The organism is Streptomyces sp. NPDC027663, from assembly GCF_055566415.1.
Window position 1 is genome coordinate 418,605 of the sequence record NZ_JBVHSK010000002.1, and the last position, 25,257, is coordinate 443,861.

24 protein-coding genes and 1 pseudogene are annotated in these 25,257 nt (G+C 69.5%); 9 read left to right on the top strand and 16 right to left on the bottom strand.

Translation table 11 applies throughout. From position 1 onward, the window contains the following. Positions 1–4: 4 nt before the first annotated feature. The 13 genes from ACZ4SF_RS06745 to ACZ4SF_RS06805 all read right to left on the bottom strand — a co-directional run bounded on the left by ACZ4SF_RS06745 (position 5) and on the right by ACZ4SF_RS06805 (position 10,782). Entirely contained in the window at positions 5–586 is a 582-nt protein-coding gene (locus tag ACZ4SF_RS06745; protein WP_468379182.1) for a hypothetical protein, read from the bottom strand. A gap of 16 nt (positions 587–602) precedes the next feature. Next, positions 603–1,211 (bottom strand): pilus assembly protein TadG-related protein, encoded by a 609-nt coding sequence (locus ACZ4SF_RS06750; protein ID WP_468380404.1) that lies wholly within the window; start codon positions 1,209–1,211, stop codon positions 603–605. Next, entirely contained in the window at positions 1,211–1,408 is a 198-nt protein-coding gene (locus tag ACZ4SF_RS06755) for a Flp family type IVb pilin (protein WP_468380406.1), read from the bottom strand. The genes ACZ4SF_RS06750 and ACZ4SF_RS06755 overlap by 1 nt, the downstream gene beginning before the upstream one ends. Positions 1,409–1,533: 125 nt before the next feature. Then, positions 1,534–2,289 carry a response regulator gene (locus tag ACZ4SF_RS06760; RefSeq protein ID WP_468379185.1) on the bottom strand — a complete coding sequence of 252 codons (756 nt, stop codon included), beginning with the start codon at positions 2,287–2,289 and terminating at the stop codon, positions 1,534–1,536. Positions 2,290–2,300: 11 nt separating this feature from the next. Next, a complete protein-coding gene (locus ACZ4SF_RS06765; protein ID WP_468379188.1) occupies positions 2,301–3,803 on the bottom strand; it encodes a sensor histidine kinase in 1,503 nt (500 codons plus the stop codon). Between the two features lie 124 nt (positions 3,804–3,927). Continuing rightward, a complete protein-coding gene (locus tag ACZ4SF_RS06770; RefSeq protein WP_468379190.1) occupies positions 3,928–4,815 on the bottom strand; it encodes a DUF5936 domain-containing protein in 888 nt (295 codons plus the stop codon). A 13-nt stretch (positions 4,816–4,828) separates the two neighbouring features. Continuing rightward, positions 4,829–5,773 carry a type II secretion system F family protein gene (locus ACZ4SF_RS06775; protein WP_468379192.1) on the bottom strand — a complete coding sequence of 315 codons (945 nt, stop codon included), beginning with the start codon at positions 5,771–5,773 and terminating at the stop codon, positions 4,829–4,831. An 11-nt stretch (positions 5,774–5,784) separates the two neighbouring features. After that, positions 5,785–7,122, bottom strand: coding sequence for a CpaF family protein (locus ACZ4SF_RS06780; protein ID WP_468379195.1), 1,338 nt, complete (start codon positions 7,120–7,122; stop codon positions 5,785–5,787). A gap of 17 nt (positions 7,123–7,139) precedes the next feature. Next, positions 7,140–7,490: a TadE/TadG family type IV pilus assembly protein gene (locus tag ACZ4SF_RS06785; RefSeq protein ID WP_468379198.1), complete on the bottom strand. Its 351-nt coding sequence runs from the start codon at positions 7,488–7,490 to the stop codon at positions 7,140–7,142. Between the two features lies 1 nt (position 7,491). Then, on the bottom strand, positions 7,492–7,872 hold the full coding sequence (locus ACZ4SF_RS06790; RefSeq protein ID WP_468379200.1) for a pilus assembly protein: 381 nt from the start codon (positions 7,870–7,872) through the stop codon (positions 7,492–7,494). A 7-nt stretch (positions 7,873–7,879) separates the two neighbouring features. Continuing rightward, positions 7,880–9,118 carry an AAA family ATPase gene (locus tag ACZ4SF_RS06795; protein ID WP_468379203.1) on the bottom strand — a complete coding sequence of 413 codons (1,239 nt, stop codon included), beginning with the start codon at positions 9,116–9,118 and terminating at the stop codon, positions 7,880–7,882. 9 nt (positions 9,119–9,127) lie between these two features. Next, positions 9,128–9,835, bottom strand: coding sequence for a Flp pilus assembly protein CpaB (gene cpaB, locus ACZ4SF_RS06800; RefSeq protein ID WP_468379205.1), 708 nt, complete (start codon positions 9,833–9,835; stop codon positions 9,128–9,130). A 62-nt stretch (positions 9,836–9,897) separates the two neighbouring features. Then, positions 9,898–10,782, bottom strand: a complete 885-nt coding sequence (locus tag ACZ4SF_RS06805) for a hypothetical protein (protein WP_468379208.1) — start codon at positions 10,780–10,782, stop codon at positions 9,898–9,900. Positions 10,783–11,067: 285 nt separating this feature from the next. Here ACZ4SF_RS06805 and ACZ4SF_RS06810 point away from each other — a divergent pair, with 285 nt between their 5' ends. The 5 genes from ACZ4SF_RS06810 (at position 11,068) to ACZ4SF_RS06830 (ending at position 19,181) form a co-directional block, all read left to right on the top strand. Continuing rightward, positions 11,068–12,780, top strand: a complete 1,713-nt coding sequence (locus tag ACZ4SF_RS06810; RefSeq protein WP_468379211.1) for a chitinase — start codon at positions 11,068–11,070, stop codon at positions 12,778–12,780. A gap of 149 nt (positions 12,781–12,929) precedes the next feature. After that, the gene (locus ACZ4SF_RS06815) at positions 12,930–13,526 is read left to right on the top strand and encodes a hypothetical protein (protein WP_468379214.1); all 597 of its coding nucleotides are present in this window, start codon (positions 12,930–12,932) and stop codon (positions 13,524–13,526) included. Further along, positions 13,523–14,170: a hypothetical protein gene (locus ACZ4SF_RS06820; RefSeq protein WP_468379216.1), complete on the top strand. Its 648-nt coding sequence runs from the start codon at positions 13,523–13,525 to the stop codon at positions 14,168–14,170. The genes ACZ4SF_RS06815 and ACZ4SF_RS06820 overlap by 4 nt, the downstream gene beginning before the upstream one ends. Then, positions 14,170–18,885, top strand: coding sequence for a putative T7SS-secreted protein (locus ACZ4SF_RS06825; protein WP_468379219.1), 4,716 nt, complete (start codon positions 14,170–14,172; stop codon positions 18,883–18,885). The genes ACZ4SF_RS06820 and ACZ4SF_RS06825 overlap by 1 nt, the downstream gene beginning before the upstream one ends. 2 nt (positions 18,886–18,887) lie before the next feature. Continuing rightward, complete coding sequence (locus ACZ4SF_RS06830; RefSeq protein ID WP_468379221.1) at positions 18,888–19,181, top strand: DUF6881 domain-containing protein; 294 nt, start codon at positions 18,888–18,890, stop codon at positions 19,179–19,181. A gap of 202 nt (positions 19,182–19,383) precedes the next feature. On the opposite strand, the pseudogene ACZ4SF_RS06835 reads toward ACZ4SF_RS06830, so the two are convergent. Together ACZ4SF_RS06835 and ACZ4SF_RS06840 are read right to left on the bottom strand one after the other, a co-directional pair. Beyond that, positions 19,384–20,293, bottom strand: a pseudogene (locus ACZ4SF_RS06835) (hypothetical protein). 32 nt (positions 20,294–20,325) lie between these two features. Next, positions 20,326–20,736: an ATP-binding protein gene (locus ACZ4SF_RS06840; protein ID WP_468379223.1), complete on the bottom strand. Its 411-nt coding sequence runs from the start codon at positions 20,734–20,736 to the stop codon at positions 20,326–20,328. Between the two features lie 204 nt (positions 20,737–20,940). Here ACZ4SF_RS06840 and ACZ4SF_RS06845 point away from each other — a divergent pair, with 204 nt between their 5' ends. The 4 genes from ACZ4SF_RS06845 to ACZ4SF_RS06860 all read left to right on the top strand — a co-directional run bounded on the left by ACZ4SF_RS06845 (position 20,941) and on the right by ACZ4SF_RS06860 (position 24,610). Beyond that, complete coding sequence (locus ACZ4SF_RS06845) at positions 20,941–21,792, top strand: helix-turn-helix domain-containing protein (RefSeq protein WP_468379226.1); 852 nt, start codon at positions 20,941–20,943, stop codon at positions 21,790–21,792. Between the two features lie 8 nt (positions 21,793–21,800). Beyond that, on the top strand, positions 21,801–22,007 hold the full coding sequence (locus ACZ4SF_RS06850) for a DUF397 domain-containing protein (protein WP_468379229.1): 207 nt from the start codon (positions 21,801–21,803) through the stop codon (positions 22,005–22,007). Positions 22,008–22,284: 277 nt separating this feature from the next. Continuing rightward, a complete protein-coding gene (locus tag ACZ4SF_RS06855) occupies positions 22,285–22,833 on the top strand; it encodes a lamin tail domain-containing protein (RefSeq protein WP_468379232.1) in 549 nt (182 codons plus the stop codon). A gap of 433 nt (positions 22,834–23,266) precedes the next feature. Next, positions 23,267–24,610: a M14 family metallopeptidase gene (locus ACZ4SF_RS06860; RefSeq protein ID WP_468379235.1), complete on the top strand. Its 1,344-nt coding sequence runs from the start codon at positions 23,267–23,269 to the stop codon at positions 24,608–24,610. 3 nt (positions 24,611–24,613) lie between these two features. On the opposite strand, the gene ACZ4SF_RS06865 is transcribed toward ACZ4SF_RS06860, so the two are convergent. Next, positions 24,614–25,222 carry a hypothetical protein gene (locus ACZ4SF_RS06865; protein WP_468379238.1) on the bottom strand — a complete coding sequence of 203 codons (609 nt, stop codon included), beginning with the start codon at positions 25,220–25,222 and terminating at the stop codon, positions 24,614–24,616. Positions 25,223–25,257 lie beyond the last annotated feature (35 nt).

Here is a 25,257-nt window from a genome sequence, read left to right on the forward strand (position 1 = left end):
GGCCTCAACCGGAGATCTGGATGGTGGCGGAGGAGAACGTCGGCAGCTGGAATTCCACGTCGGACGTGCTCGCTGGGGGTGCCGGGAACTGCATGAAGACCGCCAGTGTTTCACCGGCCTTGAGTGTCGAGAATCCGGTGGTGGTCAGCGGACGGCCCTCTGTGTCCCGGAGAACGTAGTAACGCTTCTTGCCCTGTGGATCAACCAGCGCGGCTCCGCCCAGGGACCTGCCGTTCTTGATGATCTCGGTTTCATTGCCGCTCAGGGCGGACGGGATCACGAGGCTCTGCGCACCGTCGTTCTTCAGCGTGCCGTTGACGGTGACGAAACCACCTGAGTCACGTTGAGCGGAGGTGATCTGGAGGTCCAGTCCCCTCGAGCCTTTCAGCTCGGCCAGCGGCTGGCCCGACTGCCCTTCCTGGACGCTGGGGCCGGATCCCCCCGCTTTGGAAGCGGACGCTGAACTGTCCGGCTTCTTGTCGTCGCCGCCACTTCCGCCGCAACCGGCCACACCGATGGCCAGACCAGCCGCAACGGTCAATGCGACCATTCCCTTGCGGGCCTTCGCAGTGAACCGAATGCTCATCGCTCCGCTTCCTTCGTCATTGATCGTTCGCTGGTGAGTCGGCCAGGTGGACGTCAAACAGGTTTTCTGGTCCCGGCAGGTCCTCAGGGGTATCCGGATTCGGTTTCCAGATCTTGCCGTCGCAGTCCAGCTCGGGCAGCGGGACGTCGTAGGAAGCGTCCTCGCCAGCGGGGTCGAACGTGCAGATCGGTTTGACGACGGCAGTGGCAGACTTGGTCGACTGGATGTTCTCGACCCCTGGGACGACCGACTTCCCGACCCGCTTGTTCGTCGTGACTTCGACCGTGATCTTCATCGGCTGCGAGTCGTCACATCCGTCGACTTGGCTATCGTTCTCTGCGGCGAGCTGGTAAGCCCGCCAGCACGACGGATTCGCGCCCACGTCGCCGTTGAAGACGTCCGGCCACTTGGTCGGGTCCTTGAGGATCTCCAACCATTTTTCCGCCAGGTAGTCCCGACGGTTCTGGGCAGCTGCAAGAGCGGCCGCATCCGCGGCCGTCTGCGCCTCACTCCTGTTCACCGCGGCCTGGCCGACCGCAAGGTAGGCGAACGCGAGAAAGAGCAGGCCCGCCACCACCGTGATGTAGATGGGGAAGGCCTGCCCTGCGTCGCGGAGCGGCGGAATCAGCCGCCGGTGACCTCGGCGATCTTGTTGGTGATCGCGTCGTAGATCGACTGCCCGATGCTCGTGCCGGTGATAGCCAGGACGATCGCCACCACCACCGCGATGATGCCGAGGTACTCCACCGCGGTCTGGCCCCTGTCGCTCCGGACGACACGGGCCCGTAGGTACGCAACGGTGGTGTTGTACCAGTTGCTCATGGTGGTCCCTTCCGGTTTCGCCGCCGATCCGGGAAACGTATGCCGGGGCACGGCGCCCGTCAGAGGGCCCCAGGACCCAACTCCAGGCCCATTTCCTCCCCGTGGTGCTCCCCCACCCATCCATCTCAAGCCACCCCCAGCCACTTCGCCGCGGCCTGTGACCTCGTTGTGCTGTGGAGCTTGGCGAAGATGCGGTTGATGTGGTTCTTGACCGTCTTCTCGCTGATGAAGCAGGCGGCGGCGATCTGCTGGTTGGTCATGCCGGACGCGATGAGGTCCATGATCTCCGCCTCCCTCGCACTCAGCCGGAACTCCGATCGGAACGACTGTCCCACAGGCCGTTGCAATTGCGAAAGAGGCGTGGCGGCAAAATTCGGTTCAGAGTCCAGGGGTTGGGGCACGGCATGTGCAGGTGCACCTTCCCGCAACCCTGTCAGTAACGCCCTCGCCGCCCCTGGGGTCACATGCGGCCGCCCCTCCCGTACGTCCCGCACCGCCCTCACCAACTGCTCCGTCGTGAACTCGCCGTGCACCAGGTATCCCCCTGCCCCCAGCCGCAGTGCCTCCCGTACGGTCTCCGTCTCGTGGCTGTAGGTCAGCATCATGACCGGGGCCAGCGGCACCAGGTGGGGCAACGCCGAGATTCCGTCGACTCCGGGCATGCGGACGTCGAGGAGGATGACGTCCGGCCGGTGCCGCAGCGCCGCCTCGTACGCCCCTCGGCCGTCCGTCGCCTGCGCCACCACCGTGGTGTCCGCGCGGCCCGAGAGCAGCGCAGTCAGGCCGGCGCGGACCACGGGGTTGTCGTCTGCGACCAGCAGCCGCAGCGGAGTCGAAGTCGGTGCCGGCGGGGGGACGTGGTCGTTGTCCGGGAGCCGCATCGTGCCTCCTCTCAGGGATTGCTGGAAACGGGGGTCGTCGGCGGAACGGGAAGGGACGGGGGCAGGGGCAGGTCCAGGCGTACCTCCGTGCCCCGGTCGTGCGTTCCCCGTCCGATGCGGATGCGGGCGCCGGCCTGTGCGGCCCGTTCGACCATGCCGAGCAGGCCGAAGTGACCGGTGGTGCGGAGCTGTTCGAGTGTCGTGCCGGGTGGCAGGCCGGTGCCGTCGTCGTGAATCGTGAGGCAGAGCAGGTCTCCCCGGACCGCCGCCCGGATGTCCACGCCGGTCGCGGACGCGTGACGGTGGGCGTTCTCCAGCGCTTCCGTGGCGATGGACAGGAGGTGGCGGGCCAGGGGGGCGGGCAGGGGTGGGAGGCCGGGGGCGTCAGGCGGCCAGTGGCAGGTGATCCGCAGGCCCGTGCGCTTGCCGGCCTGTTCGGCCGCCTGTGCCAGTTCGTGCCAGAACGGCGGCCGCTCCGACCGCTCACGCCGCAGGTCCGTCAGCAGTTCCCGGGACTCCGCCGCCGCCCTGCGGGCCGAGCGGGACACCAGTTCCGCCTGGTCCCTGATGCGGGCCGGGTCGGGGGCGGCTGCCGAGGCCGTGGCCGCCAGGCCGTCCGCCGCCAGGGCCACGCCGTACAGGGTCTTGGCCACCGAGTCGTGCATCTCCCGGGCCAGCCGAGCCCGTTCCGCGCTCACCGCCTCCGCCGCCGCCAGGCGGGCCTGGACCGTCGTCAGGGCCTGGGTCGCGGCGCCGAAGCGGAGCATCAGGTTGCGCAGGGTCGAGCCCATGGCCCCGGCGATGACGCACAGGCCGGGCAGCAGCAGGGCCTCGGCGACGGGGGCGTGCCGGTCGGCCTTCAGGGTGGCGTGGACCAGGAGCAGGATCAGGGACTGCAGGGAGGCGAAGCAGGCCGCGCCGCGCCAGCTGTAGACCAGGCCGGCCAGGAGCGGGGTGCAGACGCTGACGTAGGCGAGGGTGGTGTCCGGGCCCGCCGAGATCAGGAGGAACGAGCCGAAGAGGGTGTCGGCGGCCAGGACGCTGGGGTGGCGCAGCAGGAGGGGGCCGAAGCGTTCCCAGTCGCGGAAGAGGACGTAGGACACCATGAACGTGACGACCACGGCAGCCCCGACCAGACGGGCCCCCAGGCCGGGTGCCGCGTTGAGGAGAGCTGCGGGGGCCGACAGGACGATCATCGCCAGCCGGAAGCCGAAGACCTGGCGGCACATCGCCTGCAGGGCACGGATCTGGAGCTTCTCGGAGGGCTCGGCCGGGGGTGGTACGGCGAGGTCGGCGTGACCGACGCCGACGGCGTGGTCCGCAGGGTCGAGCCCGTCGGCGGGATCGACGCGGTCGACGCCGACGGCGTGCTCTGCCTGATCGAGACCGGCGGCGCGGTCGAGGTGGTCGATGGCCGGCCGGGCCGGCCGCGACAGCCGCAGCCTCCGCAACGGCCGCAGCGGCCGCCCCTGCGGCAGCGGCCGCCCCTGCGGCAGCGGTCGCCCCTGCGGCACCGGCCGCCCCGGTCGCCGTACGAACCACCCGCCCATGCCCCGAAACCGCGACCCGAGTCGCACTCCCCCCTCCCCGCTCCCGCGGCCTGTGAGACCCGTCAGTCCTGTCGCCGTCATGCCCGCCTCACTTCCCCGTGAGCGAGCCGAAGTCCACCCCGGAGCCCAGCAGCAGGCCGGCGCCGAGCAGCAGCATCGTCGCCGGGACCATGAACGTGGTGATCATCAGCGTGGCCTTGGGGACCGCGCGGGCGGCCTTGCGGCGGGCGTTCTGGGCGTCGGTGCGGCGCATGTCCTTGGCCAGGGAGACCAGGGTGTCCACGATGGGTGCGCCCAGTTCCTCGCCTTGCTGCAGCGCCGTCACGAACATCGCCACCTGCTCGGAGTCGTTGCGCCGGCGCAGTTCCGCGAAGGCCTGGCGGCGGTTCATGCCGAGGTCCATCTGGCGGAGCGTGATGCGCAGTTCGTCGGCCCAGGGACCCTCGTAGCGGGTGGCGACCCGGTCCAGGGCCTGGCGGAAGCCGAGGCCCGCGCTCACCACGACCGCCAGTACGTCCAGGAAGTCGGGCAGGGTGCGTTCGATGACGTCCTTGCGGACCCGGATCGCCGACCAGATGCCGACCTCCGTCCAGAAGGCACCGAACAGCAGCAGGAGCACGGCCACAAACCACTGGCCGCGGAGCAGGAAGACCAGGCAGCCCACGCCGCCGAGTGCGCCGTAGACCGCGCGGCGGGCCGCGTAACGGTCGATCGTCAGGCCGCCGGGATTGCCCGCGAGGTCGATCTTCCTGCGGTACTTGGCCACCATGCGCGGGCCCATCAGGCGCAGCACGGCGGGGGCGTAGCGCATGCCCATGCGGTCGATGACGGAGCCGACGGCACCGGTGCGGGTGGCGCCGACCTCCAGGGCGACGGCGAGGTCGCCGGGGAGCCTGGCGTCCGCGCGGTACATCCGGATGCCGGTGAAGGCCCCGAAGACGCCGAGGCCCGTCAGCAGGGCGAGCAGGAATGCCATCGGGTCACCTCCCTCACACGTCGATCCGGCTGAGCCGGCGGATGAGGACGAAGCCGACGGCGTACATGGCGAAGGCGATGATCACGCAGGCCTGGCCGGCCGGTGAGCCGGTCATGCGGTCCAGGGCGCCGTCCTTCACACCGTTCATCAGGAACAGCGCGCCGATGCCGAGCACAGGTACGGCGTACGACGTCATGGTCACCTGGGAGAGCTGGGTGCGGATCTCGCGCCGGGTCTCCTTGCGTTCCTCCAGGGTCTCGGTCAGGTTGCGCAGGGCCGACACCACCTGGCCGCCCGCCCGGTTCGACAGCACCAGCGTCGTGACGAGGACGACCAGCTCGCGGGAGGGGAGCCGGTCCGCGAGTTCGCCGAGCGCGTCGTCCAGGGAGTGGCCGATGGCCAGCTGGTCGGCCACCTTGGCCAGTTCCTCGCCGGCCGGGGCCTCCAGCTCCTCCGCCGCCATGCCGATGGCGGTGCGCAGGGCGAGTCCGGCCTGGGTGGCGTTGGCCAGGATGCGGGCCAGGTCGGGGAGTTGGCCGATGAAGCGTTCGATGCGTTTCTGGCGTTGCCAGTTGAGGAACTGGACCGCCGCCCAGATGCCGAGCAGTCCCGCGAGGGGGCCGAAGAAGGGGGCCAGGGTGGCCTGGCCGATCAGCCAGAGCGCGGCGACCGTGGCGAGCATGTAGACGAAGAACTCGCCCGGCGTGAGGTCCAGGCCGGTCGCCGCCAGCCGCAGCTCCAGCCGGCGGCCGAACCGGGTGCGGCGCAGCCGCCGGTCCAGGTCCCGGAAGCGGCGCCTGCGGCCGGCCGACGGGGACGCGCCGGTGTGCGAGAGGCGGTCGACCAGGGCTGCGCGCTGGGCCCGGCCCGAGGCGTACGTGTGGACGCCGGCCACCGCCAGGACGCAGGTCAGCAGCGCCACGCCGGTGGTGAGCTGGACGAGGGTGTGGAGTTCCATGGGTGGACTACCTACCTGGCTTCTCGGGTGGCGAGCTGTTCGGCGCAGTGGGCGACGCCGAAGGCCTGCGGGACGGGCTGGCTCGCCATGTAGAGGCGGTCGGCGGTACGGCGGGGCAGCGGGAAGTACTGGAAGGCGCCGGGTACGCGGCCGTCGGGTGTCATGGGCCGTGCGTCGAAGCGGGCGACGGTCGCCAGCCGGTACGGCTCCCCGCCGTGGCTGTCGAGCAGCGCGATCTCGGTGATGCGGCGGGCGCCGTCGGCGAACCGGGTGAGCTGGACGATGACGTCGACCGCGCTGTTGATCTGGTCGTGCAGCGCCACGAAGGGGACCTCGACGTCGGACATCGAGGCCAGGGTCTGGAGCCGGGTGAGGGCGTCTTCGGCGCTGTTGGCGTGCACGGTCGCCAGTGATCCGTCGTGGCCCGTGGACATCGCCTGGAGCATGTCGAGGGACTCACCGCCGCGGACCTCACCGACCACGATCCGGTCGGGGCGCATGCGCAGGGAGTTGCGGACCAGGTCGCGGATGGTGACCTGCCCCTTGCCCTCGACGTTCGGCGGACGCGACTCCAGGCGGACCACGTGCGTCTGCTGGAGCTGGAGTTCGGCGGAGTCCTCGATGGTGATGATGCGTTCGTGGGACGGGATCAGACCGGACAGCGCGTTCAGCAGGGTCGTCTTTCCGGTGCCGGTCGCGCCGGACACGATGATGTTGAACTTCGCCTGCACCAGCCCCGCCAGCAGGTACACCATGTGCTCGTCCAGCGAGCCGAAGCCGATCAGCTCCTGGAGGGTGAAGGAGCGCGGGAAGCGGCGGATGGTGAGGATCGGGCCGGTCAGCGAGAGCGGCGGGATGATGACGTTGACGCGCTCGCCGGAGGGCAGGCGGGCGTCCACCATCGGGTTCGACTCGTCCACCCGGCGGTTGACCGTCGACACGATCCGTTCGATGGTCTGCATCAGCTGGTCCGCGGAGGCGAACCGCAGCGGCAGCTGCTCGACCCGGCCGCCGCGTTCCACGAAGATCGTGTCCGGCCCGTTGACCATGATCTCGGTGATCGACGCGTCCTCCAGGAGCGGTTCCAGGATGCCGAGGCCGAGCGCCTCGTCCACGACCCGGCGGATCAGCTGGGACCGCTCGACCGTCGACAGCACCGGCCCCTCGCGGCTGATGATGTGCCCGAGCACCCGCTCCAGCCGTGCCCGGCGCTCGGCGGCGGCCAGCGAACTCATCTCCGCGAGGTCGATCTCCTCCAGCAGCTTGGCCCGGTAGGAGGCGACCAGATGCCCGTCCTCGCCCCGGCTGCCGTGCTCCTCCGGAGTGCTGATGCGTGCCCGCAGGCTCATGGTCGGCGGCTCCTCACTCAGTGGTCCAGCGGCATGGTGGCGGTCTTCTCGGCGGGGTCGAAGTCCCAGCCCGGGATGATCGAGGGGATGCCGACCCGGGCGGTGACGGTGACCGAGTCGGCCCCTCCGCCGCTCTCGCCGCACTTCACCGACAGCCCGCCGCTGACGGCTTGTGCGCACGCCGGCTGCGGTTCCTGCCGCAGGGAGGCCGCCCGCGCCCCCGCCCGGGCCGCCGTACCGGCCTGCTCGGCGGCGTAGGCGACGGCCCCGATCTGGAAGCCGGCCAGCCCGACGATGAGCAGGACCGGGATGAAACCGAGGTATTCGATGGCGACCTGGCCCGCGTCGCGCCTACGGCGGTACGGCATCTCAGTCCTTCACCTCCTCCACGGCGCCGGCCCGGCCGTGCACGGTGACCGGGAAGGAGATCACGCCCGGGAAGAGGACCGGGACCTTGAGGCGGACGTCGGCCGTGACGTAGCCGGACGGATTGCAGCGCACCGACGCGTCCCCCTTCCACGCTGCCGACAGGTGCTTCAGCCCCGCCTCGGCGCACGCGGCCTGACGTGCCTCTCCCCGCGGCGCCGCGGTACCCGCCCGCACCGCCTCGTCCGCAGCATTCCCCGCGAGCGTGAAGGTGTACCCCACCAGCACGGCCTGCCACATCAGCACCAGCGTCAGAACGATCAACGGAGTCATCCCGAGTAGCTCGATGCTCACCTGTCCCCGGTCCCCGCCCGGCCGTTTCATGGAGCGCTCACTCCTTCCGCCGCCGGAAGCCGCCCGGCCCCCGGCCTCCGTTTCGGTGGGAGCCCGTCTCGGCGGCGCCCTTCACCAGCCCCAGCTCCCCCGCGAGTCCCCACAGGGCCTGTTTCACCGTGCTCTTGGCGTCGAGTTCGTGCACCCGGCCCGCGTCCACGACACCCTGCAGTTCCTTGAAGTTGGCGGGTACGGCCGTGCGCGCCAGCGCGGTCCCGGTGATGCGCTGCACCAGCGCGGGCTGGATCTCCGTACTGCGCGTGTGCCGGTTGACCACGGCCGTGGTCTCCTCGGCCTTGCGGATCTGCAGCCGGTCCCACATCCGTACCGTGCGCTTGGCGGCGCGCACCGCGATGACGTCCGGGGTGGTGACGAGCAGGGCGGTGTCGGCCATCTCGACGGCCGCCGCCCCGGCGCCGCTCAGCTGGGCGCCGCAGTCGATGACCACGACCTCGTAGCGGGAGCGCAGGGCGCTGACGATCTGGCGGGCGGCTCGGTCGCTGACCTCTTCGCCGCGTTCGCCCTCGCCGGGCGCGAGGAGCAGGGCGAGGCCGGTGTCGTGGCGGTAGACGGCGTCGGCGAGGACACGGGGTGAGATGTCGGTGATGGCGGCGAGGTCGGCCACGGACCGGCGGAACTGGATGTCGAGGTAGGAGGCGATGTCACCGGTCTGCAGGTCGAGGTCGACCAGGGCGGTGGGGCGGCCGGAGGCCTGTGCGGCGAGGGCGAGCTGGACCGCCGTCAGTGTGGCGCCCACGCCTCCCTTGGCGCCGCTGACCGTGACGACCGTGCCGCCGGCGCCGCCGAACACGTCGGCGCCGTGGCCGAGGTGCCGTCGTACGCCCGTGGACCACTGGGCCACCGCCTGCACGCGGTTGGCGAGTTCCTCGTACGACAGCGGGAGCGCGACGAGGCCGCGGGCGCCGGAGTCCATGGCGGCGGCGAACAGGCCGGGGCTCGCGTCGGTGGTGACGAGGATGACGCCGACGGCGGGGAAACGCAGGGCGACCTCGCGGATCAGCTCCAGGGCGGGGACCGGGCCGATGCGTTCGTGGACGACGACGACCTCGGGGAGTTCGTCGACCGACTCGGCGGCCAGCCGGGCGAGGGTGTCGACCAGTTGCGTGGAGTCGGTCACCGGGGGTTGTGGTTCGGCGTCGGGCAGCTGGCTGAGCAGGGTGGTGAGGGAGCGGACGGCGTCCGGGTCCGCGCCGGCCGGGAGGATCCTGGTGGGCATGGCCGCCTCTCACTTGTCCGTCGCGAGTTCGTAGGTGCGGTCCTTGTCCGGGACGCTGGTCTCGCTGCCGGGGGCCACGAGCGCGAGCCGGACGCGCTGGGCGAAGGACTCGGCGTAGGTGATGCGCTGGGCGTCGAGGGCGGACAGCGCGAAGGTGATGGGGACGGCTTCGGTGGGCTGCTGCTGGTTCTTGCTGCGGTCGGGGTCGAGGGCGGTGATGTGGCCGACGTCGAGGACCCGGGCGTTGGTGACGATGATCTTCGACTGGTCGGGGTCGCCCTCCTTCTCCCCCTCGAAGGTGGCGTAGACGTTGACGCGCGAGCCGGGGGTGATCTTGCCGGCGACGCCGGTGGCCGCGTCGATCATGATGGCGACCTCCTGCTGGCCCGGCTGGAGGGCGGGCTGGTCGACGATCATGTCGGTCTGCAGCAGGGAGCCGGCGCGCAGGGTCGTGACGGCGATCTTGCCGCGGATCCTGCTCAGATCGGTGACGGCGTTGCCGGACAGCCACCGCCGCGGCATCTTGATCTTCTCGAACTGGCCGGTGTCCAGGGCGGTGTACGGCTCGACCTCGGACTTGACCCGGTAGGCGGTGACCTCGGGGCCGACCTTGGAATTCACGTCATGGACGACGGAGAGCACGCCGGCGAAGGCGCCGAGAGCGCACAGGACCGACAGGATCAGGAGTATCACGCCGCGGCGCTGACGGGAGTTCATGAACCGTGCAACCTCATTGGGGGACTCGGTCGAGCGGGATGTGAGGGTCGTGTCCGGGCCGGTCAGGCGGGGGCGCGTTGCTCCAGTGCGCGGGGCGCGGCGGGTTCGTGGGCGGGTGGCGGGGTGGCGGAGCAGAAGACGCACCGGTCTCCGATGACGTCGAGGCCGCACCAGTGGCAGCCGGTCTGCCGTACGGAGGTGACCAGTTGGTAGAGGACCGACAGGTCGGCGAGGTAGCTGCAGAACTCGACCAGGCGTCCGGTCCCCCACCACACCGGGGACTCGGCGGGCAGCGGGGTCTCGCGCAGCCCGTGCACGCTCCACCGGGTGCCGAGCCCGGCGGCCCACTCGCTCTGCAACTGGCCCTTGGCGACCAGCATCCAGGTGCTGAACTCGGGCCCCTTGAGGGTGGCGTCCGGGGTGACCTTGACGAGCTGCGGCTCGGGATGCGCGACGACGGCGAACTGGCTGCCGGGCACCCAGGATCTGGCGTGTGCCTTCAGCCCGACCGGCACCCGGTCCAGTCTGGCGACGGAGCCGAGGACGGCGCCGGCGTGGATGTAGTGGGTGAGCAGCCGGCCGGCGGAGGCGAGCACCCCCGGGCTCAGGTCGCAGGAGGCGAGCTGGCGCAGCTGCCGGGCCAGGACGGCGATGCCGAGCGGCGGCAGCTCGGGCCGGAACAGGGCGATGCGGTCGCTCTCCAGCAGCGAGCGCAGGGTGTGCAGGCGCCGGACGACCGGTTCCGGGGTGGCCTGTGAACACACGACGACCACGTACCCGTACTGCTCGGTCAGGGTGTGCAGTTCGGTGAGCGCGTGGTCCAGCGGCTTGCGGTCGAGGTCGCTCAGCACGACGGCGGGCATGGTCCGTTCGTCCTGCGCCGGCAGCGCCATGTCGGCACTGGTCACGGCAATGGCAGTTGGCACGCGCAGCTCCCCGCTCTTCACACCCTCCGGCCCATCGGTGTAACTCCCATGCGCCAGGACGACTTCATTGCGTGACTACGTGAGCACTGTATCCACGGCCGTATGACCGGAGAACAGCGTTTGTGAAGCCGGTGTGGAACTCTCCTGACGCAAGTCCCGCCAAACCCGGACAGGTTGAGCGAGTGAACGGAGACGGTTTCGGTCTGGACCTCTTGACACCCCGGATTGGTCTGGACCAACTTGTAGGCAAGCGGTGGCCACCGTGCACTCCCCCTCTCCCCGTCAACTCCCCCACCGGAGGCTCATGTGGACCGCGCACCAGGCATACCCAGACCCCGCGGACGGCGGCTCGCGGTGTGGTCCGCCGCCACCGCCCTGGCCCTCTCGTTCGCGGGCCTCGCCGCTTCCCCCGCCTCCGCGGCGGACGTCAACAACGTCAAGAACGCGGGCTTCGAGTCCGGCCTGGCCAACTGGACGTGCACGTCCGGCAGCGGCACGTCCGTCTCCTCTCCCGTGCACGGCGGCACGGGCGCCCTGAAGGCGACTCCGGCCGGCCAGGACAACGCCAGGTGCACCCAGCCGGTGGCGGTGAAGCCCAACTCGACGTACACGCTGAGCGCGTGGGTGCAGGGCGGCTACTCCTACCTGGGCGTGACCGGCACCGGCACGACGGACGTCTCCACCTGGACCCCCGACTCCCCGGCGTGGAAGCAGCTGACGACGACCTTCACCACGGGCGCGTCCACGACCTCGGTCACGGTCTACACCCACGGCTGGTACGGCCAGGCGGCCTACTACGCCGACGACATCTCCGTGTACGGCCCCGACGGCGGCGGAGGCGGCGACCCGGCCCCGACGGTCCCGGCGGCCCCGGCCGGCCTCACCGTCTCGGGCACGACCTCCTCCTCGGTCTCCCTGTCCTGGTCCGCGGTGCCGGGCGCGACGGGCTACAACGTCTACCGGAACGGCACGAAGGTCACGGCGGTGACCGGCACGTCGGCGACGGTGACCGGTCTGGCGGCCTCGACGTCGTACTCGTTCCAGGTCACGGCCACGAACGCGGCGGGCGAGTCGGCGAAGTCGGCGACGGTGACGGGCACCACGTCCTCCGGCACGGGCGGCGGGGGCGGGACGCTCCCCAAGCACGCGGTGACCGGCTACTGGCAGAACTTCGACAACGGCGCGACGGTCCAGAAGCTGTCCGACGTCCCCTCCGCCTACGACATCATCGCGGTGGCCTTCGCGGACGCGACGTCCACACCGGGAGCCGTGTCCTTCAACCTGGACTCGGCCGGCCTCGGCGGCTACACGGTCGACCAGTTCAAGGCCGACATCAAGGCCAAGCAGGCGGCGGGCAAGAAGGTCGTCATCTCGATCGGCGGCGAGAAGGGCACGGTGTCGGTCAACGACGCGTCCTCGGCCACGAACTTCGCGAACTCCGTCCACTCGCTGATGCAGACGTACGGCTTCGACGGCGTCGACATCGACCTGGAGAACGGCCTCAACGCGACCTACATGACGCAGGCACTGCGCTCCCTTTCCTCGAAGGCGGGCTCGTCCCTGATCATCACGATGGCCCCCCAGACGATCGACATGCAGTCCACGTCGAACGCCTACTTCCAGACGGCACTGAGCGTGAAGGACATCCTCACGGTCGTCAACATGCAGTACTACAACAGCGGTTCCATGCTGGGCTGCGACGGCAAGGTGTACTCGCAGGGCACGGTGGACTTCCTCACCGCCCTGGCCTGCATCCAGCTGGAGGGCGGCCTCTCCCCCTCCCAGGTGGGCCTGGGCCTGCCGGCCTCCACCCGCGCGGCGGGCGGCGGCTACGTCTCCCCGACCGTGGTGAACAACGCCCTGGACTGCCTGGCCAAGGGCACCGGCTGCGGCACCTTCAAGCCGTCCAGGACCTACCCCGACGTGCGGGGCGCGATGACCTGGTCCACGAACTGGGACGCGGCGTCCGGGAACGCGTGGTCCAACCCGGTGGGAGCGCACGTGCACGCGATGCCGTGACGTGAACGCCTGCTGACGTACGGCGCCCGGGACCTCTGCGGCCCCGGGCGCCGTCATGTGCGGGAGGTGGCGTGCGCCTGGCCGGACCTGACCGTTCACGCCGACTTTCGCGTTGCAGTCGCCAATATGCCGGTGTGATGATCGCGGGCATGGCTGAACATGGGGGAGACGTCGCTTCGACGGAGGGCGCCCGCAGGTCACGGCTGTACGACTACGCGGACATGACCGGTGCCGCGGAGGCGGAGAGCACGGGGCCGGAGGCCACGGAGCCGGAGACTTCGGAGAGCGGGACCGCGGGTCCGGGGATGAAGGAGCCGGAGACCGCGATTCCGGAGGCACCCGGCATGCCCACCGCCGTTGCCGAGAGCGAGCTGCGTCGGCGTGAGTTCGCTGCGCTGTTGGGGGAGTTCCGGCGCACGGCCGTGCTCGTTCCTCTGGATACGGAGACGGGGAGTCCGCTGGCCGCGGACTTCGGTGGTGTGCGCTGGTTCTACGCCTTTTCGAACAAGCAGGCGTTGGCGCGGTTTGCGGTGGCTCGCGGTGAGGCTTCTCGCGAGTGGGAGTACCAGCGGTGGCTGGGGGCACGCCTGCTGGACGCGGCGGTGCCGGCGGTCGGGGTGCCGTGCGGGGTGGCGCTGGACTGCGCGGACGGGGCGGACGGCGGTGTGCTGTTTCCGCCGGTGCGGGGGATCGTGCCGGACGAGGCTGCGGTGGACGTCGACAGCGGGGCGGGGGCTGAGAAGTGACCGACGGCGGTGGCAAGGACCTGGCGACGCAGGGGCTCGGTCTGATCGCGAAGGGTCTGACCGAGGCGCTGGGCGAGTTGAAGGAGCTGGGCATGGTCGGCACGGCCGGGGCCGGGCGTGGCTTCGGTGAGATCGCGCTGTCCGGGCTGGAGTTGGGGCACGAGGGTCTGACGGGTGAGTTCCAGTCGTTCTGTGAGCGCTGGGAGTGGGGCGTGCGGTCGCTGATCCATGAGGGCAACGGGTTCGCGCAGAAGACGGGGCTGGCGGCGGGCACGTACTACGAGACGGACCAGTACGTCGAGGGCACCATCAAGGTGGCCGAGAACGCGGTCGTCGGGAATCCGTACGCGTCCGAGGAGGACGTGCAGAAGATGGGCTATGGCGAGATCGCCACGTCCGGCGCGTGGGGCGGGGACGTCGACTACAGCAAGGAGTCCTTCGAGCAGGCGTGGGCCAACAGCAAGCAGGGCTGGAAGGACGCCGGGCGGGATGTGATGACCTCCCAGGCCCTGGGACCGCTGAGCCCGGACGCGGGGAAACTGGGCATGACGGACGCCGAGTACGCCAAGTATCTGGACGACACCTTCGGCCCCTCCCCCGAGGAGCGTGCCAAGGCCGCCGAGCAGCAGGGCGGTGAGCGCTGATGGGCATGGGGGACATCACCAACTCGCTCCTGGGCAGCGGCGAGAAGCTCCTGGACGGCGGCAAGAAACTCCTCGGTGAGGGCGTCGACTACACCACCGACAAGATCGGTGACGGCCTGGACTACGTCGGGGCGCACAAGGCGGCCGACGTGGTGGAGGACTGGGGTGACGGGGTCGCCTCCGACCTGGGTGCGACCCCCGGTGAGCAGCAGCTCGGCGAGACGGAGGAGGCGAACGAACTCGTCCACGGCAGCCCGTCGAAGATCCGGGAGAGTGCCAAGCACCTGCGGGACTTCCACGGCGCGTTCGACAAGGTCAGCCAGGGGCTGAAGAAGGTCGACTCCTCCGGCTGGAAGGGCGAGGGCGGCGACGCCTTCCGCAAGAAGTTCGGCGTGCATCCCACGAAGTGGGCGCAGGCGGCCGAGGCCTGCAGCACGGCTGCGGCGGCGCTGGAGTCGTACGCGGACACCGTCAAGTGGGCGCAGGACCGGGCCAAGGAGGCCGTCGAGCTCTACAAGAAGGGCGTGAAGGCAGGCAAGGACGCGGCTGACGACTACGAGCACAAGGCCGAGACCTACAACGCCAAGATCCGCGCGGGTGAGAACCCGGGGCCCAAGCCGCACCAGGACCTCGACGCGGGCAAGGCCGACGTCAAGGCCGCCGTGCACAAGCTGGCCGAGGCCCGCAAGCAGCGCAACACCGCCGCCTCCGAAGCGCAGGGCAAGGTGAAGGAGGCCCTGGCCCACGCCCCGGCCGAGCCCCCGCCCCTGGACCGCCTCGAGGGCAACCTGAAGGACGGCGCCCTGTCCACCGGCATCGAACTCACCCACTTCGGTGGGGGCGTCGTCAAAGGCACGGCAGGCCTGGTCAACTTCGTCCGCGGCCTGAACCCCACCGACCCCTACAACGTCACCCACCCGGCCGCCTACATGCAGAACGTCAGCATGACGCTCTCCGGCCTGGTCTCCAGCGGCGCCCACCCCGAACGCACCGCGAAGACCATGTGGGACGAGTTCCGCAAGGACCCCTCCGAGTTCGGCGGCCGCATGCTCCCCGAAGCCTTCGGCACCAAGGGCCTCGGCATGGAGGCGGGGCTGGCCCGCAAGGCCGCCGAGACGGGACTCGCCCGACGCGCGGCAGAAACGGCGGCGGGACGGGAAGCACGAGCCGGGGCGGAGGGGGCGGCCGGGAGATCGGGGCGGGGTCAGTTGGACGAGGACCCCGTACAGCCCACCCGGGATGGTGACTCGGTACACAGCGGCGGCACCGACCCCATTGACCTTGCCACCGGCAAGATGTACCTGCCGCAGACGGACGTCACCCTCCCCGGCGCCCTGCCACTGCTGCTGACCAGGCGAGTCGAGTCCGGGTACCACATCGGCCGTTGGTTCGGCCCTTCCTGGTCCTCCACCCTGGACCAGCGGCTGGAGGTCGACGCGGAGGGAGTCGTCCACGTCACGGAGGACGGCCTCCTCCTGTCGTACCCCCACCCGGCCCCCGGCCTGCCGACCCTGCCGAGCCACGGCCCCCGCCGCCCCCTGGACCGGGTGGACGGCGGCTACACGATCACGGACCCGCGGACCCACCGCACCTGGCACTTCGCCGACCGGGGCCCCGGCCTGGCGGTCCTGGAACAGATCGACGACCGCAACGGCAACTGGATCACCTTCGAGTACGACGTCGAGGGCACCCCTCTGGGTGTCTTCACGAACGCCGGCCAGGGCGTCCGCATCACGACGGAGTCAGGCCGCGTCACGGCGTACCACCTGGCCGCGACCGGCGAGGAACTGAAGCGCTTCGGCTACGCGGACGGCAACCTCACGGAAGTCACCAACTCCTCCGGTCTGCCGCTCCGCTTCACGTACGACGAGGCGGGCCGGATCACCTCCTGGACGGACACGAACGACCGCAGTTACACGTACGAGTACGACGACCGGAACCGCTGCATCGCGGAGGGTGGCTCGGCAGGCCACATGGCGCTCCGCCTGACGTACGGGGACCCGGACCCCGAGACGGGTCTGCGGACGACGACGGCGACGACGTCCGAGGGTCACACCCGCCGTTACCTGGTCAACGACGCCTGGCAGGTGGTGGCGGAGACCGACCCGCTCGGCGCGACGACCCGCTACCGCCGGGACCGCTACAACCGCCTGCTGTCCACGACGGATCCGCTGGGTCACACGACGACGTTCGAGTACGACGAGCCGGGCAACCTGACGTCGGTCACCCGCCCGGACGACCGCGGAACCAGGGCGGAGTACAACGACCTGGGCCTGCCGGTGAAGGTGGTGCACGCCGACGGCACGGTGACCCGCCAGACGTACGACGAGCGCGGCAACCGCACGTCGGTGACGGACCCGGCGGGCCAGACGACCCGCTTCGCGTACACGCAGGCCGGTCACCTGACGTCGGTGACGGACCCGCTGGGCAACACGACGACGGTCGTCTGCGACCGCGCGGGTCTCCCGGTGGAGGTGACGGACCCGCTGGGCGCGACCACCCGGTACGAGCGGAACGCTCTTGGCCTCCCGACGGCTGTCACGGACCCCACCGGCGCAGAAACCCTCCTGGAATGGTCGATCGAAGGCTGGCTGACCGGCCGCACGGCCCCCGACGGCACCACGGAGAGGTGGACGTACGACGGCGAGGGCAACTGCACGACCCACACGAACCGGCTCGGCGGCGTCTCGCGCTTCGAGTACACCCACTTCGACCTGCTGACGGCACGCACGGGCCCGGACGGCGTCCGCTACGAGTTCGACCACGACACGGAACTACGCCTGACCAAGGTCACGAACCCGCAGGGCCTGACGTGGAAGTACGCATACGACGCGGCCGGCCGCCTGGTGACGGAAACGGACTTCGACGACCGCAGCCTGACGTACGAGTACGACCCGGCGGGCCGCCTGGCCTCGCGGCGGAACGCGCTCGGCGAGGTGACGTCCTTCGAGCGAAATGAATTCGGCCAAGTCCTCCGCAAGGACACGGCGGGCCGAATCACCACATACGCCTACGACCTTACCGACCAACTGGCCCGGGCGACCGGCCCCGACGGCACCACACTGACGCTCCTACGGGACCGCTACGGCCGCCTGCACTCGGAGACGGTCGACGGCCGCACGGTGACGTACACGTATGACGCACTGGGCCGCCGCACGGGCCGCACCACCCCGACCGGAGCCGAGACGACGTGGTCGTACGACGCGGCGGGCCGCCGCACGGGCATGGTGGCGTCGGGCCGGCCGATCGACTTCACGTACGACGAGGCAGGCCGCGAACTGACCCGCCACGTCGCCGGCGCGATCGCCCTGGAGCACACCTTCGACGCACTGGGCCGCCTGACGACCCAGTCGGTGACCGGCGCGGGGGGCCACCGGGTCCAGCACCGGGCGTACACCTACCGAGCCGACGGCAATCTGATCGGCATCGAGGACCACCTGTCCGGCTCCCGCCGCTTCGACCTCGACGCGACGGGCAGGGTGACGGCGGTCCACGCGGCGGGCTGGACGGAGCGGTACGCCTACGACGAGGCGGGCAACCAGACCGAGGCGTCCTGGCCGACGGACCATCCGGGCGCAGAGGCGAGGGGGCCCCGTTCCTACGCGGGCACCCGCATCACCCGAGCCGGCAACGTCCGCTACGAACACGACGCTCTGGGCCGCATCACCTTGCGCCAGAAGACCCGCCTGTCCCGGAAGCCGGACACGTGGCGCTACGAGTGGGACGCCGAGGACCGCCTGACCTCGGTAGTGACCCCGGACGGCACGCGCTGGCGGTACACGTACGACCCCTTGGGCCGCCGCACGGCGAAACTGCGTATGGCGGAGGACGGCGAAACGGTGCTGGAGCAGGTGACCTTCACCTGGGACGGCACGACACTCTGCGAACAGACGACAACGTCCACGGAGCTCCCCCATCCGGTCACCTTGACCTGGGACCACCAAGGCCTGCGCCCGCTGTCCCAGACGGAACGCATCACGGCGGCGGAAGCCCCCCAGCAGGAGATCGACTCCCGCTTCTTCGCCATCGTCACCGACCTGGTCGGCACCCCGAGCGAGTTGGTCGATGAACGGGGCGAGATCGCCTGGCGCACGCGCAGCACCTTGTGGGGGACGACGGCGTGGGCGGCGAACAGCACCACCTACACACCCCTGCGCTTCCCGGGCCAGTACTACGACCCGGAAACCGGCCTTCACTACAACTACTTCCGCCACTACGACCCCGAGACGGCCCGGTACCTCACCCCGGACCCCCTTGGGCTCGACGCTGCACCAAATCCGGATATGTATGTACACAACCCTCATACTTGGGGAGACCCTCTGGGTTTGGCGCCAGACGAGTGTGAACCACCCGTCGAAAGGGTTCCTCACGAAGAGCTCGGCACCCTGTACCACTACACGAACGAGAAGGGCTACAACGGCATTCTTGGAAGTAACGAAATGCACCCATCCATAAAAGCACATAATCCTAAAGATGCACGTTTTGGCGATGGCCAGTACCTCTCCGACATAAAACCTGGAACCAAGACTGCCGGGCAGCTCTCGCACGCCTTCATGCGAATACCGTGGGCTGGCCACAAGTTCAGCCATTACATAGAGGTAGACGTCCGCGGACTGGAAGTCATGCGGTCCATTGAACGGCCGGACGTCTACGTCATACGGAATGACGGGGCGCTCGACCTAACGGGCCGCCTCGTCAGTCACGGAAAGAACTGATCATGGAATATTGGCAGGTGGACTGGTTGCACGACTTCGAGTCGGAACCGACGAAATTCTACAGTGAAGTCGCTGACGACGGATACGAGGTGCGCAAGGTGCAAGGTTACCGAGATGGTCGACTACTAAAAGCTGACAGCTCTCACGAGTCAGCAGAAATCGGACTGAGCGAAATCCCCGTAGGCCCCATTGACGATGTGTCCAACCAGCCGGAATTTACTGCTCGCCTGATTAGCCGGGCAGAGTTCGAGCAGGCATGGGATTCCGCCACTTGGCCCGCCAGTAAGCGGCATTGATGGACCGCACCAGTCGGCAACAGGCCGCCGCTGCCCCTCCGTTTTGCACACACGCGGCTGACGCACGCAGTCTGAATGGGCGCCCCAGAAGACGAACCCAAGTGCGGAGAAGCCCTGCCGGGTGATGTCCGATCCTGGCGGCCCCTGGCTCAACATTCCGTTCCGGTGACCGCCCTTCTTGGAGGGCGGCCACCGGAAAGTCTCACTCTTCGGTGAACAGCTCCGCGACGTCCGTGGCATGGACGGCCTTCTGGGCCCACGACTCCAACTGGTCGAGGTCGGTGCAGGCCTCGACTCGCTCGCGGGCGGCGTCGGTGACCGTGATGCCGCGCCACTCGAGGATGCGGAGGGTCATTTCCTGACGATCTTGAATGCGCCCCTGCTCCACGCCTTCCTCGAGACCCTCCTCCCTTCCCTCCTCGCGTACCTGTTCGGCGAGCGGGTGGCGCCAGAAGTACTGGATTGCCGTCATCAGGTCCCTCCACATCTGCTTCGCCTGGGGGTCGGCCAGGCAGGAGTCGACGAACTGCACGAAGACCGCGGCGTTGTCGGGGTCGATGGTCCGCAGGGCGGCTGCCAGGGATTCCAGTATGGCCGGAGCCTGCGGGCCACGCCCGTGTGTCATCGCCGAGAGCACTGCAAGAGGTACGTCCCGCTCGGCCTGGCGCACATCTGCGATGACCGGCACGTTGTCCGGGCCGATCACCAGCGGACGCACCGTCAGCGAATGCCATTCGCGGGAACCCGAGCCGGATCGGCCGTGCCGCCCACTTCGCCGTGGCACTGCTCTGCGTGATGACGATGAGCACCGGCTCACAGCGGTACTTCTCGTACAGGTACGACAGGTAGTAGGGCCAGCTGCCCCGCTTCCGCTCGTCCGCCTTTCCCTGCGACTCGACCACGAGGAGGTACGTGCCCTCGTCCGTCTCCGCCCGCAGCAGCGTATCCACCCGGCGCTCGACCGGTTCGATCTCGGTGAGGTCCACGTTCAGCGCGGCGATCTCCGTGGGCTCCGGGAACGGCACGTGCAGTACCCGTTGTAACGCCCTCGTCAGCAGCGCCGGATCCTTCTGGAAGATCCGGTGCAGCGCTTCGTGCGACGAGCCGACCATCAGTTCCCCTTTCGTACGACGTGATCAACGAGCTAGGCCGCCGAGAGTTCGCACCACACGTACTTGCCCCGGTCCCCGAACCGGGCCGACGGCTGCCACCCCCAGTAGTCCGCGCACGTCACGACCAGCCCCAGGCCCCGCCCGTCCTCAGCGTCCGCCACCTGGTCCAACGGCCGTGGCGGCGGGGGCGGCCCCGGGTCCGTGTCCCACGCCCCGATCCACACCACCCCCTCCACCGACCTGCGCACCCGCAACGCCGCCGGGCCCTTGGTGTGCCGCACCGCGTTCGACACCAGCTCCGCGGCGAGCAGTTCGGCCGTGTCCACGAGTCCGATCAGTCCGTGCATCGTCAGGATCAGCCGCAGGGTGCGACGGCAGACGGTCACGGCTCTGAGGTCGTTCGGGATGTAGAGGGTGTAGTCCCAGGTCTCGTTTTCGGGCATGCGGCATCGACTCCGGTCGGTGAGGTGGGATCTTGCGCACGGTGGCATTGCCGCGGCCGGCATGGCAGGACGGCGCGGTGCACTTCCGTTGCGTGTGTGCTGCGTCACTGAAAGTAGGGCATAAATTTCATTCGCAGCAAGCGGATCGCATAACCTTGCCCCGAACGAGCTGTCCCACCAGCGCCGTTGAGGAAAGAGGACGCCGTGCCGGCACGACGGAATCCCACTGCACGCCAAGTTCGCCTGGGAACGGAACTGCGGAGACTGCGCGAGGCCGCCGGGCTCAAGGCGACCGAGGCGGCAGCCCTGCTCGGGACGAACTCCGTACAGATGAGTCAGATCGAATCCGGAATCGCAGGAGTGAGTGAGCAGCGCGTGCGCAGGCTCGCCGCCAACTACACCTGTGCAGACCCCGGCTTGATCGACGCCCTTGTGGCCATGGCGACGGATCGTACGCGCGGGTGGTGGGAGGAGTACCGGGACTCCCTCCCTGCCGCTTACCAGGATCTCGCCGAGCTGGACCATCACGCGAGGTTCCGCAAGGACGTGGCGGTCATCCACGTGCCGGGGCTTTTGCAAACGGAGGATTACGCCCGCGCCCTCTTCGCCTACATGAACCCGGAGTTCCCGGACAACGAGGTGGACCTCCGAGTGGGACACCGGATGCGGCGCAAGGTCGTCATCGACGGCCCCGACCCCACCCCGTACGAGACCGTGATCCACGAGGCGGCGCTGCGCATCCGGGTGGCGGGGCGAGCCGCTTCCCGCGCTCAGCTCAACAGCATCCTGGAGGCGTCCGAGGCCGGCCACGTCACCGTGCAGGTCATCCCCTTCGCGCTGAACGACTTCGCAGGGGCCGGAAGCACCATGGTGCACCTGGGCGGACCCGTTCCTCGGCTGGATACCGTCGTGCGCGACGCTCCTCACGGCACGGCCTTCATCGACTCCGAAGCACAACTGGAGCACTTTCGAAAGCTCTTCCGTAAGGTGAGGCGAGAGGCGCTGTCGCCCGAACAGTCGCGCGACCTCGTCCACCGCCTGGCGAAGGAGCTGTGAGGACCGGCATGACCACCCCCACCTCGTGGAAGAAGTCGTCCTTCTCCGGCGGAGGTGAGGGCAACGACTGCGTCGAAGTCGCCCACCTCGGCACCCGCATAGCCGTCCGCGACTCGAAGGCCCCCGCCCGAGCCACCCTCACCTTTCCGGCCGGTGCCTTCGTCCGCTTTGTCGAGGGCCTGAAAGGCCGGGGCGGCGCAGTGGCAGGGCGGTGACTGTTACTCACTTTCGGGTGTGACCCGAGGCCGCTCGCGGTGCCGGGCGGATCGGACAGGCCCGGAAGGGGTGCGTTCGCCGCATAAATGGACATTACAGGCGAGAGTCACGGATATATGCGCGAATCGTAACAGCGCCCGCGCTTCCCCGATCACCCCCGCAGCCGGCTGCAAGGTGTGGACGTGCGGCCGACCGGCCGCCGTCCGTACACCGCACTCCGCGGCACTCACCCTGGGCCGCCGCGGAGTGCGCACCACCCTTGCGAAGGGGGACTTCGTGTCCGTTTCCGTTTCGGTCACCGCTCGCCGTGTCGCCGCCGCCGCCGTGACCGCGGCCGCCGTCGTGGGCGCGGTGGCAATGCCGGCCTCGGCCGCCGACCACGACCACGACCGCTCGCACCGCTCGTACCGCTCGCAGGTGGTCATCAGCGACGTGCAGCATCCGTCCTCGGACCGCCGCGACCACTCCGTCCGCCCCTTGAACAGGGAATGGGTGGAGGTCACCAACGAGGGCCGCCGGGCCGTGAACCTCGACGGCTGGACGCTGTCGGACGAGGACGGCCACACCTACACCTTCCGGCACTACCGGCTCGGGGGCTACGCAACCGTCCGCGTCCACACCGGATTCGGCCGGGACAACGAGAGCGACCTCTACCAGGACCGCCGCCAGTCCGTGTGGGACCGCGACCACGACACCGCGACCCTGCGCAACGACCACGGCTGGTTCGTCGACTCCACGTCCTGGGGCTACGAGCGCCGCGGTCACCGCGACGGCGGATGGCACCGCGACCACCGCGACGGCGGATGGCACGGCCGTCACCACTGACCCGCACCCGCACCCGCACCCGTCCGAGTACCGCAAGCAAGGCAAACAGCAGCCGGCACCGGCAAGCACCCGGACGCTGGTAGCCACTGGTAGGTACCTGCCGGTGCGCATCGACCTCGCCGTACCGCAGTTCTGATTTCCCCTCAGCGCGCCGTTCCGCCTCGGAACGGCGCGCTGTCGTGCGTCCCTCGCCCTTGGCACCGCGGCGCGCCCGGCCCGGCCCGTGGGCGCGGGCCCCGCCGGTCCGCGCTGCCCGGGCATCGAACGGTTCACGCCATCGACCCGGCCAAGGGTTGACCTGATCATGCCAAGGTCTCACCATGAGCGCCAACCCGCACAGCGGACCCACAGGGAGCCCCCACCGAAGGCCCCGGTGTGTCCGCACCCGCACGTCGCACTGGAACACCCCCACCTCCACCCACAAGGAGCGTTCATGCGACTTCGCATCCGCGGCTCCGGCGCGCGCGGCAACAGACGTACCGCCGCCCTCGGCGCGCTGCTGGCCCTCGCCCTCGCCGCCCCCGTCGCGGCCACCACCACACATGCCAGCGCCGACAGCGTCCGCAAGCCCACGCCCTCCGGTGACGACATCCGGCAGTACGAGATCCACCGGAGCACCACTCCCGTGACCCGTACGGCCATTCAGGCGGCCGGCGTCACCGTCGACGAGGCGGACGAGGAGACCGTCGTCGTGTCCGGGCGGGCGGAGCAGATCCGCAAGCTGCGGCGACTCGGCTATGACGTACAGCCGTTGGGGGCCGCTCCGCAGCGGTCCGGGGCTCGGCTCTACGACTTCCCCAGCTCCGACGCGAAGTACCACAACTACGCCGAGATGAACGCCGAGATCGACCAGCGGCTCGCGGCCTACCCGGGCATCATGAGCAAGCGGGTGATCGGGAAGTCGTACCAGGGGCGGGACATCGTCGCCGTCAAGGTCAGTGACAACGTCGGTACCGACGAGGGCGAGCCCGAGGTCCTGTTCACCGCTCATCAGCATGCGCGTGAGCATCTGACCGTGGAGATGGCCCTCTACCTGCTACGCGAACTCGGCGCCGGGTACGGGTCCGACTCCCGGATCACGAACATCGTCAACAGCCGGGAGATATGGATCGTCCCGGATCTGAACCCGGACGGTGGGGAGTACGACATCGCCAGCGGGTCGTACCGGTCGTGGCGGAAGAACCGGCAGCCCAACTCCGGATCCTCGTACGTCGGTACGGACCTCAACCGGAACTGGGACTACAAGTGGGGCTGCTGCGGCGGGTCCTCGGGCAGCAAGTCGTCCGAGACGTACCGTGGCGCCTCCCCCGAGTCCGCGCCCGAGGTGAAGGTCGTCTCCGACTTCGTGCGCGGCCGGGTCGTCGGCGGCAGGCAGCAGATCAAGGCGGGCATCGACTTCCACACCTACAGCGAGCTGGTGCTGTGGCCGTTCGGGTGGACGTACAACGACACGGCGACCGGGATGACGGCCGATGACGCCGCCGCGTTCAAGGCCGTCGGGCAGAAGATGGCCGCCAGCAACGGGTACACGCCGGAGCAGGCCAGTGACCTGTACATCACCGACGGGTCCATCGACGACTACCTCTGGGGTGTGCACAAGATCTTCGACTACACCTTCGAGATGTATCCGACGTCCAGTTGGAACGGAGGGTTCTACCCGCCCGACGAAGTCATCGAGCGGGAGACCTCCCGGAACAAGGACGCTGTCCTGCAGCTGCTGGAGAACGCGGACTGCATGTACCGGTCGATCGGCAAGGCCGACCAGTACTGCAGTTAGCGGCTACGCCTTCTCGGCCGTTTCAGCCTCTTGTGCCTCTTCGGCTTCCTCGAAGTAGGCGTCGAGCACCGCGTCGAGCTGCTCGTCCCACTCCTTGAAGCGCGCCCTGGCCGCCGCCTCGATCTCGATCGGGAACCAGCGGCGGTCGGGGGTGTGCACGGTGATCGTGTACCGCTTGCCGAAGCGGGGCGCCTCGGTCTCGACCGCGGCGATCTCGTCCCAGCGGAACTCGCAGGCCTCCTCGTCCAGGCGGAGGCGGACGCCCTTGTGGTCGGCCACTATGCGTGCGCGGCGGTCGGACGCCTCGAAGACCGGGCCGTCGACGGGTTCTTCGGCGTCGTCGGCCGCCGGCTCAGCGGCCGTCGGCTCAGCGGCGGCCGGTGCCGCGTCCTCGGGCTGCGGGTCCCCGGCCGCCGAGTCCGCGGCAGTCGTCTCCGCTGCCGTCGGCTCTGGCGCCTCCTCGGGCTCCCGCTCCTTCGTCACCGGCGCCGCCGGTGCCGGAACCGTGATTCCGGGGATGAAGGCCGGGTCGAAACCGGCGCCCGTCACGGGGTCGGCCTTCAACGGCTCGGCCTTGGACGGCTTGCTGCTCGATCCTATGCGCTGCTCCACGGCGGCAGTATGGACGACTTCCCTGTGCCGGAACC